This is a genomic window from Streptomyces sp. NPDC002623, assembly GCF_053592635.1.
In genome coordinates, this window is record NZ_JBSFWB010000006.1 from 357645 (window position 1) to 373128 (window position 15484).

The following is a 15484-nucleotide window of genomic DNA, read 5'->3' on the forward strand; positions in this document are numbered from 1 at the left end:
GGGCAGTTCAGCCCAGGGCCGGTGGATCAGGCCTGGTTCTTGAGGATGTAGTTCGTCGCGTCGCCGACGGTCTTGAGGTTCTTGACGTCCTCGTCCGGGATCTTGACGTCGAAGCGCTCTTCGGCGGCGACGACGACCTCGACCATGGACAGCGAGTCGACGTCCAGGTCGTCGGTGAAGGACTTGTCCAGCTGGACGTCCTCAACCGGGATGCCGGCGATCTCGTTCACGATGTCGGCAAGACCGGCGACGATCTCTTCCTGAGTGGCGGCCATGTTGGCGCTCCTTCTTTGCTTTTCCAGAGGGTGTGGCAAGGGGTGTTTCCCGTGCCGGACCGGGTGATCCGGCACGGAGTGCCTAGGGGAGGGTAACGACAGTCGCGGCGTAGACGAGACCCGCCCCGAATCCGATGACGAGCGCGGTGTCGCCGCTCTTCGCCTCACCGGTCGCCAGGAGCCGCTCCATTGCGAGCGGAATCGAGGCGGCCGAGGTGTTGCCGGTGGTGCGCACGTCACGGGCGACCGTGACGGACTCCGGCAGCTTGAGAGTCTTCACCATCGAGTCGATGATCCGCTCGTTGGCCTGGTGCGGGATGAAGACGTCGAGTTCGTCGGCGGTGATGCCGGCGGCGTCCAGCGCCTCCTTGGCGACCTTCGCCATCTCGAACACGGCCCAGCGGAAGACCGCTTGGCCTTCCTGCGTGATCGCGGGGAACTTGGCGACAACGCCGTCGCGGTAGTCCGTCCACGGCACGGTCTGCTTGATGGTGTCCGACTTGTCGCCCTCGGAGCCCCACACGGTCGGGCCGATGGCCGGCTCGGCGGAGGGGCCGACGACGACTGCGCCCGCGCCGTCGCCGAACAGGAAGGCCGTCGCGCGGTCCTCCAGGTCGGTCAGGTCGGACAGCCGCTCGACGCCGATGACGAGGACGTACTGGGCCGAGCCCTCGACGACCATGCCCTTGGCGAGCGTCAGGCCGTAGCCGAAGCCCGCACAGCCCGCCGAGATGTCGAACGCGGCGGCCTTGTTCGTGCCGAGCTTGTCGGCGATCTCGGTGGCTACGGCCGGGGTCTGCTTGAAGTGCGAGACGGTCGAGACGACCACCGCGCCGATCTGCTCGGCGGTGATCCCGGAGTCGGCGATCGCCTTGCCGGACGCCTCGACCGACATGGCGGCGACGGTCTCCTCGTCGTTCGCCCAGTGCCGGGTCTCGATGCCGGAGCGCGAGCGGATCCATTCGTCGGACGAGTCGATCGTCTCGAGGATCACCTCGTTGGGGACGACCCGGGTGGGCCGGTAGCCGCCGACGCCGAGGATGCGCGCGTACGGGGAGCCCTTGCTGGGCTTGATCTTCGCCATCAGAGCTCCTCAGGCGACGCCGTGCTCGGCGATGAGCTCGCGAGCAGCGTCGAGGTCGTCGGGTGTCTTGAGCGCGAGCGTCTTCACACCCGGCAGGGCGCGCTTGGCGAGGCCGACCAGCGTGCCGCCGGGGGAGACCTCGATGATCGCGGTCGCGCCGAGCTCCTTGAAGGTCTCCATGCACAGGTCCCAGCGGACCGGGTTGGCGACCTGGCCGATCAGCCGGTCCAGGATCTCGGCGCCGGTGGCGACGGCCCGGCCGTCCTTGTTGGAGAGGTAACGGACCGTCGGGTCGGCCGGAGTGACCTCCGTGGCGGCCTTGGCGAGGGTCTCGACCGCGGGCGCCATGTGCACGGTGTGGAAGGCGCCGGCGACCTTCAGCGGGACGACCTTGCGGACGCCCTCCGGCTTGTCCTCGGTCAGCGCGGCGAGCTGCTCCAGCGTGCCCGCGGCGACGATCTGGCCCGCGCCGTTGATGTTCGCCGGGGTCAGCCCCAGCTTCTCCAGATGCGCGAGGGAGACCTCGGGGTCGCCGCCGAGCAGGGCGGACATACCGGTCTCGGTGATCGCGGCGGCGTCCGCCATGGCCAGGCCGCGCTTGCGGACGAGGTCCAGCGCGACGGTGTCGTCGAGGACGCCGGCGAAGGCGGCGGCGGTGAACTCGCCGACGCTGTGGCCCGCGACCGCGCCCGGGGACACGTCGCCGAGTGCCGTGGCGGACAGGATTCCGGCGGCGACCAGCAGCGGCTGGGCCACCGCGGTGTCACGGATCTGGTCCGCGTCGGCCTGCGTGCCGTAGTGGGCGAGGTCCAGGCCGATGGCGTCCGACCACGCGGCGACGCGGGCGGCGGCGCCGGGCAGTTCGAGCCAAGGAGTCAGGAAGCCGGGCGTCTGGGCGCCCTGGCCGGGAGCGACGAGTACGAGCACTCTCACACTCTCTCTTGGGGACGGCCGAAGCCGCCCGTGGGGACAGGGACGAAGAACGGCAGGGGGTTTTGTGGAGCCCCGACAAAAGGCTAGGTCTGGGGATCGCCGTCGACCAGACGCCCCAGGATCAGTGCGATCCGGAGCGTGAACGCGGAGCGTACATCCGAAGGCGACCAGCCGGTGACGTCAGTCACACGTCGAAGCCGGTAGCGCACGGTGTTCGGGTGAACGAAGAGCATCCGCGCGGCCCCTTCGAGACTGGACGCCTGTTCGAGATATACGGAGAGGGTCTCCAGGAGCGCCGATCCGGCCTCCTCGAGCGGTCTGTAGATCTCCTCCACCAACTGATCGCGCGCACCGGGATCACCGGCGATCGCGCGCTCCGGAAGCAGATCGTCCGCCAGTACCGGCCGGGGTGCGTCCTGCCACGCCGAACAGGCCTTGAGCCCGGCCGCGGCGGCCTGTGCGGACCGGGTCGCGGCGAGCAGATCGGGCACGACGGGCCCGGCCACCACGGGCCCGGCGGCGAACGGCCCGATCAGCGACTTGGCGACGGCGAGCGGGTTGTCGCTGCCGCCGGCGATCACCACCAGCCGGGTGCCGAGCACCCCGGTGAGCACCTGGAGCTTGGCGTGTCGCGAGGCCCGCCGGATGGCCTCGACGGTCAGCTCGGAGTCCCCCTCAGGGGCGGTCCCGAGGACGACGCACACATGCTCCGGCGAGTTCCAGCCCAGTGCGGCGGCCCGGCTCACGGCCCCCTCGTCGGCCTCGCCGCTCAGCACGGCGTTCACGACGAGCGACTCCAGCCGGGCGTCCCAGGCGCCACGTGCCTCGGCGGCCTGGGCGTAGACCTGCGCGGTGGCGAAGGCGATCTCCCGGGCGTAGACGAGGAGCGCCTCACGCAGCACGTTCTCGTCGCCCGGCGCCGCGACCTCGTCGATCGCGGACTCCATGACCTCGATGGTGGTCCGCACCATCTCGACGGTCTGCCGCAGGGTGATGGCCCGCGTCAGCTCACGCGGCGCCGTGCCGAACACATCGGTGGAGATGGCCTGAGGGGCGTCCGGATGCCGGAACCACTCGGTGAAGGCGGCGATGCCCGCCTGGGCGACCAGCCCGATCCAGGAACGGTTCTCCGGGGGCATCGCCCGGTACCACGACAGTGTCTCGTCCATCCGCGCGATGGCCTGGGCGGCGAGACTCCCGGAGGACTTCTCCAGCCGCTTCAGCGTGGCGGGGTGGGAGTGGACGGCGTGCGCCGCGGGATCGGGGTGACTGGTTTCGGGTTCGGGCACGTGGACAAGACTGCCTTATCGGGACGGCGGAGTGTGCCGCCGGGGCTACCGTGGTCCCGTGATGGACGTGAGGCGCGCCGACGAGCGCTATCGAGGCGGGGACCAGGCCGCAGGCGTCGAATCGTGGCACGCCTTCTCCTTCGGCCCGCACTTCGACCCCGACAACCTCCGCTTCGGCCCGCTGATCGCCTGCAACGAGGAGCGGCTCGCCCCCGGGGCCGGCTTCGACGAGCACCCGCACAGCCACACCGAGATCGTGACCTGGGTGATCGAGGGCGAGCTGACCCACCGCGACTCGGCCGGCCACGAGACCCGGGTCCGCCCCGGGGACGTGCAGCGGCTCAGCTCGGCGGGCGGCGTCAGGCACGTGGAGCGCAACGACGCCGACACGCCCCTGACCTTCGTCCAGATGTGGCTGGCCCCGCTGGACCCCGGCGGCGACCCCGCCTACGAGATGGTCCACGGCATCGCGGACTCCACCCCGTACGCCGTCCCGGAGGCGGGCGCGATGCTCCACGTACGCCGCCTGGCCGCAGGGGAACGCACGGCGGTGCCGGACGCGCCGCACGTCTACGTCCATGTGGTGAGCGGCGAAGTCCTCCTGGACGGCGAACGGCTGGGCCCGGGCGACGCGGCCCGGGTCACGGACGCGAAGGATCTGGAGGCGGAAGGGGCGACGGACGCGGAGCTGCTGGCGTGGGTCTTCAGCTCGTCCGGCGAATAGCGCTCCGCTGGGAGTGCGGTGATGTGCGTGGTTCCGCCGCGGCGCCGTCGTGGCTGGTCGCGCAGTTCCTCGCGCCCCTTTGGGGCGTGGTTCAGCCGCGGAGTTCGGTCAGTACCGCGTCCGTGAACGGGGGCCAGGCTTCGATCGCCCACGGTCCGAACGCCCGGTCCGTCAGCGCGACCCCGGCGACGCCCGCTTCGGGATCGATCCACAGGAACGTGCCGGACTGGCCGAAGTGGCCGAAGGTCCGCGGGGACGACGAACTTCCCGTCCAGTGCGGTGACTTGGAGTCGCGGATCTCGAAGCCGAGCCCCCAGTCGTTGGGGTTCTGGTGCCCGTACCCCGGCAGGACGCCCTTCGTGCCCGGGTACTGCACGCTCATCGCCGCCGCCACCGTCCGCGGATCCAGCAGCCGGGGCGTCTGCACCTCCGCCGCGAACCGCAGCAGGTCCTCGACCGTCGAGACGCCGTCCTTCGCCGGGGAGCCCGCCAGCGAGGTCGCCGTCATCCCCAGCGGCTCCAGCACGGCCTGCCGCAGATACTCCGCGAACGGGATGTCCGTGGCCTTCGCGATGTGGTCGCCGAGCTGCTCGAACCCGGCGTTGGAGTACAGCCGCCGCTCACCGGGCGGGGCGGTCACCCGGTGCTCGTCGAAGGCGAGCCCGGAGGTGTGCGCGAGCAGATGGCGGACGGTCGCCCCGGGCGGACCGGCCGGCTCGTCCAGCTCGACCGCGCCCTCCTCGTACGCCACGAGGGCCGCGTACGCGGCGAGCGGCTTGGTGACCGAGGCCAGCGGGAAGCGCCGGCCGACCGGGCCATGGGTCCCCAGGACCGTGCCGTCGGCCCGTACGACCCCCGCCGAGGCGGAGGGAACCGGCCAGTTCTCGATCAAGGCGAGGCTCTTCAGCGACATGCGGTCGAGCCTATGCGCCGCACAGCGGCAGCTCCATCAAGGGGTCCGGCTTGGGCCTGAAGCCGAGGGACGCGTAGAGCTGCGCGGCGTCGGCAGCGCGGCCATGCACGCGCGCGTACCCTCCCCCAACTCTCGGCTTCGCTCGAGCCGGGGGGACCCCCATCGGCGCGCGTCCGGATCGGTGGCGACGCTGAAGACGTAGCCGATGTTCCCGTGCGGATTGCCGGCCCGCCCGATGACTGCCTGGACCGGCGCTGGGAAGTGCCGACTCATGCCCTGCACGCCAACGGGCGCGATCAAGCCGCGTCCCTCGGTTTTCTTACCGATTCCGCTTGCTTGGAGCGCACTCCAAGGCCATAGCGTTGGTGCCATGACGGTGATGGAGACCACGGGTACCAGGACCGACAGCTGCGCCGCCCCGCCGCACTCGCATCGGCGGCCGGAAGGCCAGGACAGCTACACGATCAGCGAGGTCGTCGCTTTCACGGGCCTGACGGCCCACACCCTGCGCTGGTACGAGCGGATCGGCCTGATGCCGCACGTCGACCGCTCCCACACCGGTCAGCGCCGGTACAGCAACCGCGACCTCGACTGGCTGGACCTCGTCGGCAAACTCCGGCTCACCGGCATGCCGGTCGCCGACATGGTGCGGTACGCGGAACTGGTGCGCGAGGGCGACCACACGTTCCCCGAGCGCTTCGAACTCCTCGAGTCGACCCGCCGGGACGTCCTGGCCCGGGTCGCCGAACTGCAGGACACGCTCGCCGTGCTCGACCGGAAGATCAGTTTCTACGCGGACGCCGCGCACCTCTATGACAAGGAGAAAGTCGGATGACCGACAGCAGGATCCCGACGGCCCGACTCGGCTCGGACGGCCCCGAGGTCGGCGTCCAGGGCCTCGGCTGCATGGGCATGAGCTTCGCCTACGGCCCCGCGGACGCCGACGAGTCCCGGGCCACCCTGGAGCGCGCCCTGGAACTCGGCGTCACGTTCTACGACACGGCGGACGCCTACGGCGAGGGGGAGAACGAGAGGTTCCTCGCCCCGTTCTTCAAGGCGCACCGCGACGAGGTCGTGATCGCGACCAAGTTCGCCCTGGCGATCCCGCCGGGCGAGCCGACCCGCCGGGTCATCCGCAACGACGCGCCCTACATCCGCCAGGCCGTCGAGGCCAGCCTGAAGCGCCTGGACGTCGACGTCATCGACCTCTACTACATGCACCGGCGCGATGTGAACGTGCCGATCGAGGACACCGTCGGCGTGATGGCCGAGCTGGTGCGCGAGGGCAAGGTCAAGCAGCTGGGGCTGAGCGAGGTGACGGCGGCCGAGCTGCACGCGGCGCAGGGCGTCCACCCGATCGCCGCCGTGCAGTCGGAGTGGTCGCTGTTCAGTCGGGACATCGAGGCGCAGGTGGTGCCGGCGGCCCGTGAGCTGGGCGTGACGCTGGTCCCGTACTCCCCGCTCGGCCGGGGCTTCCTCACCGGCTCCTTCGTCGACGCCGACACGGACCTCACCGCCGACGACTTCCGCCGTCACCAGCCCCGCTTCACCGGCGAGAACGCGGCCGCCAACGCGGCGCTCCTGGAGCCGATCCGGGCGCTGGCCGAGGCGCACGCCGTGACGCCGGCGCAGATCGCCCTGGCCTGGGTCCAGCAGCAGTCCCAAGTGCACGGCCTGCCGGTGATCCCGATACCGGGGACGCGCAGGCCCGGGCGGGTGGCCGAGAACACGGCGGCCGTCTCGATCGTCCTGAGCGACGAGGAGCTGGGGCTGCTGGAGCCGATCGCGGCGAAGGTGTCCGGCGACCGGTACGCGGACATGGCGTTCACCTCCGCCGGACGCGAGTGATCACAGCTGCGACAGCAGTTCCGCCTTCTTCACGGAGAACTCCTCGTCGGTGACCAGCCCGGCCCGGTGCAGTTCCCCGAGGTGGCGGATGCGTTCGGCGATGTCGGCGGGATCCCGGCGCGGCGGGGTCGCGGGGACGGCGGCCATCGGCCGTTGTGCCCGCACCCGCGCCAGCACCGCCGCGGCGAACGGCAGGGACTCGTGCACGGGGCCGTACCCCAGCCCGAACACCACCGTCGCGGGGTCCTGATCGGCCTGCGCGGGCCGGCCGTCGCCGTCCCTGGGCAGCAGCCGCAGGTGTCCCTCGAAGACCTCGGGCGACCGCCACTCGATGCCGCTCAGCTCGGACACGGCGAAGCTCTGGTCGCCGGCTTTCCACTTCGCCGACGACGCGCCCGTCCAGAACCACCGGAAGCGCACCGTCCGCCCGTCGAAGGACGCCTTGCCGTCGTACGCCTTGAACGACAGCGGCACCTCGGGCGCGTCCACCAGGAACCGCTCCGCCGGGCCGGGCTCGGACTCGGTCAGCTTGTCCCGCAGCTCGTCGGCGTAGTACTCGGCGAGCGTTTCCTGCTCGGCGGGCAGCACCAGCCGGTACGGGTCGCAGGCTTCCTTGAGCTGTCCCGCGGCCGCCTCCATCAGCGGATCGGCTCCCGGTCGTGGCTCCGCGTGCAGGACGACCGTCCCGCGCCGGCCGGGGGCCAGCGTCACCCGGGCGATCGCCGACAGCGGGATCCGGCGCTCGCCCAGCGCCGACAGCAGCTTGGGCGTGCGCAGCCCCCGTTCGTATCGGATGAGGACGGAGTCGGACTCGAACTCCCAGGCGGCATGAAATCCGGCCAGTACGTCACCCATGCGGCTCATCGTATGCGGGACACCCATTCTTCGTCCCCTCCCCGCGCGTGCCGCAATTCATGCGTCTCTACGCGCGTCCGGCCTCTGTCGTGTCGGACAAATCCACCGTGCACGCGTCATCGTCGTGGGCGCACTCCACCGAGCGGTACGAGCCAGTGCCGATGTCCGCGAGGTTGCGCAGGCTGTCCGTACCGGGTTCGAAGTAGCCGCCGTGGCCCTTCGCCTCCCGGGCGGACAGCACGCGCGCCCCGAACGCGTCGGCCATCGGGTCCTGGCCGTGCCCGAGGCCGCCGACCTCCAGGTGCGGCACGTCCTGGATCCAGTCGTCGGCGTCGCGCATCGCCCACACCCGGGCCCCGGTGCCCAGCTGCTCCGCGTTCTCCACCCGCATCCCGGGGCTGCCCGCCACCGCTATGTCGGTCACCCGGTCCGGCATGTCGTCCGCGGCGACTCCGCAGACCACCGAGCCGTAGCTGTGGCAGAACATCGACACGGGCGTCCGGCCGGGCAGCGCGCTCAGCAGGGCGTTCAGCCGGACGGCGCCGCTCTCGGCGCGCATCGCGGTGGCCGAGTCGATGCCCAGCCCGTCGGGGGAGGTGTAGTCGGCCCAGGCGATCACGGCCGTGCGCGTCGACGGGCTCGCCGCGCGCTCGGCCGAGTAGAGGGCCTGGGCCATGCCGACGGGCGCCGTGTACTTCCGGTTGGTGCGCTGGAAGGTGAGCAGATCGGTGTCGACGCCGGGGACGACGACGGAGATCCGCTCGGCCTCGTCGAGGTTGCCGAACACCTCGGCGACCCGGCCGGAGCCCTCCGGGTCGAAGGCGAGGATCTGCCGGTCGGCGGTGCTCAGATCCTCGTAGCGGTGCATGCGGCGGCCGGCCAACTGCTGCCCGGAGGGCGTGAGCCGGCTGTCGTGCATACGGGTGCGCTCGATCCCCACCTGCTGGAGCAGCGCCACGCGGTTGGCGCGGTAGCGCAGCTCGGCGGGGGCGCCGTTCATGTTGCCCACCGCGAGCGCGTAGTCGTGTGCGAGCACGGTGCGCTGCGGGGCGGTCAGCGAGGCGAAGAAGCGGGTGAGCCGGGAGGGGGCGGAGTCGGTGTCCGGCAGCAGGCGGCCGCCGATCCGGCCGTGCTCCCACGCGGTGCGCGAGGCCTGCAGGGCGCTGGTTCCCCGCTCGTGGTGCATGGCGGTCCAGCCCGTGGTCGCCAGCATCACGAACACCACCGCCAGGGCGGCCAGTGCGCGCCAGACGCTGAGTTGGGGGGTCGTGTCGAAGGAAGTCACTGAAAGGACACACTAGGAGAACGAGAGGGTCTCGGGTGAGCCAAGTGACGGGTATCACGTTTCGTGAAGCGTGGGATTGGTCATAACGCCCTTTAGGCCTCACGCCAGTTTCCCAGCAGGGCGGGCCCGATCCCGTCGAGATGCCGGGCCGTCAGCGCACGCATCTCCGCCACGCCGAAGCCCTCGCCCGTGGACCAGCGGCGCTCCACCACCCGCATCACCCCGCTGAACACGGCCACCACCAGCTGCGGCCGCGGATCGACGTCCATGTCGAGCCCCTCGCGGTCGGCGATCACCCGGGCGAGCCCCTCCTCGATCTCCGCCGAGCGCCGCAGATGCGCGGCGAGCAGCACCGGCGTCGACTCGATCACCCGGTACATGCGCAGATACAGCTCCACGGGCACGATCGACTCGACGATCTCGTTGATCGAGTCCCAGCCGTCCAGGACGGCCTGGCGCAGCGCCTCCAGCGGCGCCTCGTGCGGCGGGCGGGCGCGCACCGCCTCGACGAACCGCGCCACCGACATCTCCACCAGCGCGAGCGCGGCCTCCTCCTTGCCCGCGAAGTAGCGGAAGAAGGTGCGCTGCGAGACGTCGACGGCCTGGGCGATCTCGTCGACGGTCGTCCGCTCGTACCCCTGTGACGTGAACAGCTCCACGGCGGCCCGCAGCAGCGCGTCCCGGGTGCGCCGCTTCTTGCGTTCGCGCAGTGTTTGCATAGGTGTCAGTTACTGACTTGTGAACTTGTTTGTCAAATGTCAGCGGCTGTCACTAGCCTCGAACGCATGACTAGTCAGACCGCCATCGACACGACCGGTCCGGGGGACAAGGCGCCGCCGGACCCGTCGGACGGGCCGCCCGCCAAGGGGCTGCGCGGCCACCCGTGGTTCACCCTCATCACCGTCGCCGTCGGCGTCATGATGGTGGCCCTGGACGGCACCATCGTGGCCATCGCCAACCCGGCCATCCAGCAGGACCTGGGCGCCACCTTCGCCGAGGTCCAGTGGATCACCAACGGCTACTTCCTCGCCCTCGCGGTCTCCCTGATCACCGCGGGCAAGCTCGGTGACCGCTTCGGCCACCGCCAGACGTTCCTGATAGGCGTCGTCGGCTTCGCCGCCGCCTCCGGCGCGATCGGGCTCTCCGACAGCATCGCACTGGTCGTCGTCTTCCGCGTCCTGCAGGGACTGTTCGGCGCCCTGCTGATGCCCGCCGCGCTCGGTCTGCTGCGCGCGACCTTCCCGGCCGAGAAGCTCAACATGGCCATCGGCCTGTGGGGCATGGTCATCGGCGCCTCGACCGCCGCCGGCCCGATCCTCGGCGGTGTCCTCGTCGAGCACGTCAACTGGCAGTCGGTGTTCTTCATCAACGTGCCGGTCGGCGCGATCGCCCTGGTCCTGGGCGTGCTCATCCTGCTCGACCACCGGGCAGAGAACGCCCCGCGCTCCTTCGACGTCCTCGGCATCGCCCTTCTCTCGGGCGCGATGTTCTGCCTGGTCTGGGCCCTGATCAAGGCCCCGGCCTGGGGCTGGGGCGACGGGCGGACCTGGGCCTTCATGCTCGGCTGCGCCGTGCTCTTCGCGGCCTTCGGCTTCTGGGAGACGAAGGTCAAGGAGCCGCTGATCCCACTGGCGCTGTTCCGCTCGATCCCGCTGTCGGCGGGTGTGGTGCTCATGGTCCTGATGGCGATCGCCTTCCTGGGCGGCCTGTTCTTCGTGACGTTCTACCTCCAGAACGTGCACGGCATGAGCCCGATCGACGCGGGCCTGCACCTGCTGCCGCTGACCGGCATGATGATCGTCGGCTCCCCGCTCGCGGGCGCGCTGATCACCAAGCTCGGCCCGCGCATCCCGCTGGCCGGCGGCATGGCCGCCACCGCCGTCGCCATGTACGGCATGTCCACGCTGGAGACGGACACCGGCAGCGCTGTCATGTCCATCTGGTTCGCCCTGCTGGGCCTGGGCCTCGCACCGGTCATGGTCGGCGCCACGGAGGTCATCGTCGGCAACGCCCCCATGGAGCTGTCGGGCGTGGCGGGCGGCCTTCAGCAGGCGGCCATGCAGATCGGCGGCAGCCTCGGCACGGCCGTGCTGGGCGGTGTGATGGCCGCCAAGGTCGACAGCGACCTGGCCGCCAACTGGAAGGGCGCGGGCCTGCCCGAGCTCACCCCCGCCCAACTGGCGCAGGCCTCCGAGGCGGTCCAGGTCGGCGCGGCGCCGGTCGCGCCGGGCACTCCCGCGGAGGCGGCCGCGAAGATCACGGACGTCGCCCATGACACGTTCATCTCCGGCATGAGCGCCGCGTCCCTGGTCGCGGCCGGGGTGGCGGTGGTGGCCGTCTTCATCGCGCTGCTCACCAAGCGCGGGGAGAACGCCGAGGCGGGCGCGGGCCTCGGCCACGTCTGAGGCCCGCCCAAAGAAGAAGAGGACACGGGGGAGGCGACACCGGGGGAGGGCGGCGGGGAAACTTGACGGGACTTCAACGAATTTCCCCTATCAGGGTGACAACGCTAAAGGTTCCTCGCTTCCGGCACGCGCCACAGGTCACAGTTAGTCAGGCCCTCCGTACGGCATCTCCGTCGCGGAGGGCGGCCAGGGCTGCGGCGCGCTGCCGGAGGGGGACAGCGCGCCGACCGCCCGGCAGTCGTGGGGCACGGACCGCTCCTGGAGCGCCGAAACCTCCGCCCGCAGGGCCCGCACCTCCTCCGTCAGCGCCAGGATCGCCGCCGTCTGGGCGCGCTCCTCGACGTCGTCCTTCTCGAACCGCTCGATGAACCACGCCGCGATGTTCGCGGTCACGACACCCAGCAGCGCGATCCCGGAGAGCATCAGTCCGACGGCGATGATGCGCCCGAGGCCGGTGGTCGGCGAGTGGTCCCCGTACCCCACGGTCGTCATCGTCGTGAACGACCACCACAGGGCGTCACCCAGCGTGCGGATGTTCCCGTCCGGTGACTCCCGCTCCACCGACAGCACGGCGAGCGAGCCGAACATCAGCAGGCCGATCACCGCGCCCACGACATACGTCGTCATCCGGATCTGCGAGGCCATCCGCGCCCGCCGCCCGACCAGCAGCAGCGTCGAGACCAGCCGCAGCAGCTTGAGCGGCTGCACCATCGGCAGGATCACCGCGCACAGGTCCAGCCAGTGCGTACGGACGAACTTCCGACGGTCGGCCGTGAGCGCCAGCCGGACCAGGTAGTCCGCGGCGAACGCCCCCCACACCAGCCACTCGACCCTGGTGCACGCGGCGGTCAGCGCGCGGTCGGCCGAGGTGTCCACGATCGGTATGGCGTACGCCACGGCGAACACTATGGCGAGCGCCAGCAGCGGCCGCTGCGTCCGCCGTTCCCACCGGGCCTGTGCCGTTCTTTCCTGCATGTCCGCATCGTAAAGAACGAGTAAGGGCGGCGGAGCCAGAAGCCCCACCGCCCTCACCTCATGGCCGCGCCCGCAGCGTCAGGCGTCTCCGCCCGCAGCCCCCGGGGCCGCCGCCGACGCGTCGAGGAGCTGGTACCGGTCGATGGCCTGCTTCAGCAGCGAACGGTCGACCTTGCCCTCCTTCGCCAGCTCGGTCAGCACGCCCACGACCACCGACTGGGCGTCGATGTGGAAGAAGCGGCGCGCCGCCCCACGGGTGTCCGCGAAGCCGAAACCGTCCGCGCCCAGCGACTGGAACGTGCCCGGCACCCAGCGCGCGATCTGGTCCGGCACCGACCGCATCCAGTCCGAGACGGCCACGAACGGCCCCTCGGCCCCGGCCAGCTTGCGCGTCACCCACGGCACGCGCTGCTCCTCCTCCGGGTGCAGCAGGTTGTGCCGCTCGACCTCGACGGCCTCGCGCCGCAGCTCGTTCCAGGAGGTCGCCGACCAGACGTCGGCCTTGACGTCCCACTCCTCGGCGAGGATCTTCTGCGCCTCCAGCGCCCAGGGCACGGCCACGCCGGACGCGATGATCTGCGCCGGGATCGACCCCGCGGTGCCCTCGCTGAAGCGGTGGACGCCCTTGAGGATGCCCTCCACGTCGACGTTCGCAGGCTCGGCCGGGTGCTGGATGGGCTCGTTGTAGACGGTGAGGTAGTAGAAGACGTCCTCGCCGTGCGGGTGCTCGGCGGAACTGCCGTACATCCTGCGGAGCCCGTCCTGCACGATGTACGCGATCTCGAAGCCGAACGCCGGGTCGTAGGCGACACAGCCCGGGTTCGTCGAGGCGAGCAGCTGCGAGTGGCCGTCCGCGTGCTGGAGACCCTCACCGGTCAGCGTCGTACGGCCGGCGGTCGCGCCCAGCACGAAACCGCGCGCCAGCTGGTCGGACATCTGCCAGAACTGGTCGCCGGTGCGCTGGAAACCGAACATCGAGTAGAAGACATAGACCGGGATCAGCGGCTGGCCGTGCGTGGCGTACGCGGAGCCCGCCGCGATCAGGGACGCCGTGCAGCCCGCCTCCGAGATGCCGTCGTGCAGCATCTGGCCGGTCGGCGACTCCTTGTAGGCCAGCAGCAGATCACGGTCGACCGCCTCGTACTGCTGACCGAGCGGGTTGTAGATCTTCGCACTCGGGAAGAACGAGTCCATGCCGAACGTGCGGTACTCGTCCGGCGCGATCAGCACGAATCGCTTGCCGATATCCTTGTCCCGCATGAGGTCCTTGAGGAGCCGCACAAAGGCCATGGTCGTCGCGATGGACTGCTGGCCCGAGCCCTTCTTCACGGACGCGTACGTCTTGTCGTCCGGCAGTGCGAGCGGCTGGGAGCGCACGACCCGCGTCGGGACATAACCGCCGAGGCCCTTGCGGCGGTCGTGCATGTACTGGAGCTCTTCCGAGTTCCGGCCGGGGTGGTAGTACGGCGGCGCGCCGGACTCCAGCTCCTTGTCGGAGATCGGCAGGTGCAGCCGGTCGCGGAAGCCCTTGAGGTCGGCGACCGTCAGCTTCTTCATCTGGTGCGTGGCGTTGCGGCCCTCGAAGTTCGGGCCCAGCGTCCAGCCCTTGACGGTCTTGGCGAGGATCACCGTCGGCTGGCCGGTGTGCTCCACGGCCGCCTTGAACGCCGCGTAGATCTTCTTGTGGTCGTGACCGCCGCGACCCAGGTGCAGGATCTGATCGTCGGTCATGCCCTCGATCATGGCGCGCAGCCGCTGGTCGTCGCCGAAGAAGTGATCGCGGATGTACGCGCCGGACTCGGTGGCGTAGGTCTGGAACTGTCCGTCCGGGGTCGTGTTCATCCGGTTGACGAGGATGCCGTCGCGGTCCTGCGCGAGCAGCGGGTCCCACGACCGGTCCCAGATCAGCTTGATCACGTTCCAGCCGGCGCCCCGGAAGACCGACTCCAGCTCCTGGATGACCTTGCCGTTGCCGCGCACCGGCCCGTCGAGCCGCTGCAGGTTGCAGTTGACGACGAAGGTCAGGTTGTCCAGGCCCTCACGGGCGGCGATGGTCAGCTGGCCGAGCGACTCCGGCTCGTCCATCTCGCCGTCCCCGAGGAACGCCCACACATGCGACTTCGAGGTGTCGGCGATCTCGCGCGCGTGCATGTAGCGGTTCATCCGCGCCTGGTAGATCGCGCCGATCGGGCCGAGGCCCATCGACACGGTCGGGAACTCCCAGAAGTCCGGCATCAGGCGCGGGTGCGGGTACGAGGACAGCCCGTAGGGCGCCTTCGACTTCTCCTGGCGGAACGCGTCCAGGTTCTGCTCGCTGAGCCGGTCCAGCAGGAACGCGCGCGCGTAGATGCCCGGGGAGGCGTGACCCTGGAAGAAGACCTGGTCGCCGCCGTCGCCCTCGTCCTTGCCGCGGAAGAAGTGGTTGAAGCCGACGTCGTAGAGCGACGCGGACGACGCGAAGGTGGCGATGTGCCCGCCCACGCCGATGCCCGGGCGCTGGGCCCGGGACACCATCACGGCGGCGTTCCAGCGGGTCGCGTTGAGGATCCGGCGCTCGATCTCCTCGTTGCCCGGGAAGAACGGCTCGGCCCTGGTGGGGATGGTGTTGACGTAGTCCGTGCTGCGCATCTCGGGCACGGCCACGCGCTTCTCGCGGGCGCGCTCGATCAGCCGCAGCATCAGATAGCGGGCCCGCTCCCGGCCGCGCTCGTCGATCGCGGCGTCGAGGGAGTCGAGCCACTCCTGGGTTTCCTCGGGATCGAAGTCAGGAACCTGACTCGGAAGGCCGCCAATGATGATCGGGTTGCGATCGGATCCGGAAGCCACGCTGTTCCTTACCTGTCAGAGGGCTGTGTGGGGCTGTTTTTCTCGCTGGGTATCTCACTGGTATTTCGTTGC

At 70.5% G+C, this 15484-nt stretch carries 14 protein-coding genes and 1 pseudogene; 4 read left to right on the forward strand and 11 right to left on the reverse strand.

Going from position 1 to position 15484, the window contains the following annotated elements; all coding sequences use genetic code 11:
- Window positions 1-26: 26 nt before the first annotated feature.
- From ACWD4O_RS13860 to ACWD4O_RS13875, 4 genes are all read right to left on the reverse strand, one after another.
- Window positions 27-275 carry an acyl carrier protein gene (locus ACWD4O_RS13860; protein ID WP_351909107.1) on the reverse strand — a complete coding sequence of 83 codons (249 nt, stop codon included), beginning with the start codon at window positions 273-275 and terminating at the stop codon, window positions 27-29.
- An 82-nt stretch (window positions 276-357) separates the two neighbouring features.
- A complete protein-coding gene (locus tag ACWD4O_RS13865; RefSeq protein WP_450947216.1) occupies window positions 358-1359 on the reverse strand; it encodes a beta-ketoacyl-ACP synthase 3 in 1002 nt (333 codons plus the stop codon).
- Window positions 1360-1368: 9 nt separating this feature from the next.
- Window positions 1369-2286, reverse strand: a complete 918-nt coding sequence (locus tag ACWD4O_RS13870; RefSeq protein WP_451279892.1) for an ACP S-malonyltransferase — start codon at window positions 2284-2286, stop codon at window positions 1369-1371.
- A gap of 89 nt (window positions 2287-2375) precedes the next feature.
- Window positions 2376-3581, reverse strand: coding sequence for a PucR family transcriptional regulator (locus tag ACWD4O_RS13875; RefSeq protein WP_351909113.1), 1206 nt, complete (start codon window positions 3579-3581; stop codon window positions 2376-2378).
- Between the two features lie 61 nt (window positions 3582-3642).
- Here ACWD4O_RS13875 and ACWD4O_RS13880 point away from each other — a divergent pair, with 61 nt between their 5' ends.
- Entirely contained in the window at window positions 3643-4305 is a 663-nt protein-coding gene (locus ACWD4O_RS13880) for a pirin family protein (RefSeq protein WP_451279984.1), read from the forward strand.
- Between the two features lie 91 nt (window positions 4306-4396).
- Here ACWD4O_RS13880 and ACWD4O_RS13885 read toward each other — a convergent pair whose 3' ends face one another.
- Window positions 4397-5218, reverse strand: coding sequence for a serine hydrolase domain-containing protein (locus ACWD4O_RS13885; RefSeq protein ID WP_451279893.1), 822 nt, complete (start codon window positions 5216-5218; stop codon window positions 4397-4399).
- A gap of 10 nt (window positions 5219-5228) precedes the next feature.
- Window positions 5229-5455, reverse strand: a pseudogene (locus ACWD4O_RS13890) (GNAT family N-acetyltransferase); the annotation flags it as partial.
- A gap of 133 nt (window positions 5456-5588) precedes the next feature.
- Here ACWD4O_RS13890 and ACWD4O_RS13895 point away from each other — a divergent pair.
- Window positions 5589-6053, forward strand: coding sequence for a MerR family transcriptional regulator (locus ACWD4O_RS13895; RefSeq protein WP_451279894.1), 465 nt, complete (start codon window positions 5589-5591; stop codon window positions 6051-6053).
- Window positions 6050-7066: an aldo/keto reductase gene (locus ACWD4O_RS13900; RefSeq protein ID WP_451279895.1), complete on the forward strand. Its 1017-nt coding sequence runs from the start codon at window positions 6050-6052 to the stop codon at window positions 7064-7066. The genes ACWD4O_RS13895 and ACWD4O_RS13900 overlap by 4 nt, the downstream gene beginning before the upstream one ends.
- Here ACWD4O_RS13900 and ACWD4O_RS13905 read toward each other — a convergent pair whose 3' ends face one another.
- The 3 genes from ACWD4O_RS13905 to ACWD4O_RS13915 form a co-directional block, all read right to left on the reverse strand.
- Window positions 7067-7930 carry a DUF4429 domain-containing protein gene (locus tag ACWD4O_RS13905; RefSeq protein ID WP_451279896.1) on the reverse strand — a complete coding sequence of 288 codons (864 nt, stop codon included), beginning with the start codon at window positions 7928-7930 and terminating at the stop codon, window positions 7067-7069. It abuts the gene before it with no gap.
- A gap of 58 nt (window positions 7931-7988) precedes the next feature.
- Entirely contained in the window at window positions 7989-9206 is a 1218-nt protein-coding gene (locus ACWD4O_RS13910) for an alpha/beta hydrolase (RefSeq protein WP_451279897.1), read from the reverse strand.
- Window positions 9207-9298: 92 nt separating this feature from the next.
- Window positions 9299-9925 (reverse strand): TetR family transcriptional regulator, encoded by a 627-nt coding sequence (locus tag ACWD4O_RS13915; RefSeq protein ID WP_451279898.1) that lies wholly within the window; start codon window positions 9923-9925, stop codon window positions 9299-9301.
- Between the two features lie 66 nt (window positions 9926-9991).
- Between ACWD4O_RS13915 and ACWD4O_RS13920 the strand changes: the two genes are divergently transcribed.
- The gene (locus ACWD4O_RS13920; RefSeq protein WP_451279899.1) at window positions 9992-11611 is read left to right on the forward strand and encodes an MFS transporter; all 1620 of its coding nucleotides are present in this window, start codon (window positions 9992-9994) and stop codon (window positions 11609-11611) included.
- Window positions 11612-11755: 144 nt separating this feature from the next.
- On the opposite strand, the gene ACWD4O_RS13925 is transcribed toward ACWD4O_RS13920, so the two are convergent.
- Window positions 11756-12586, reverse strand: coding sequence for a potassium channel family protein (locus ACWD4O_RS13925; RefSeq protein ID WP_451279900.1), 831 nt, complete (start codon window positions 12584-12586; stop codon window positions 11756-11758).
- Window positions 12587-12664: 78 nt separating this feature from the next.
- Window positions 12665-15412, reverse strand: coding sequence for a pyruvate dehydrogenase (acetyl-transferring), homodimeric type (aceE, locus tag ACWD4O_RS13930; protein WP_451279901.1), 2748 nt, complete (start codon window positions 15410-15412; stop codon window positions 12665-12667).
- Between the last annotated feature and the right edge of the window lie 72 nt (window positions 15413-15484).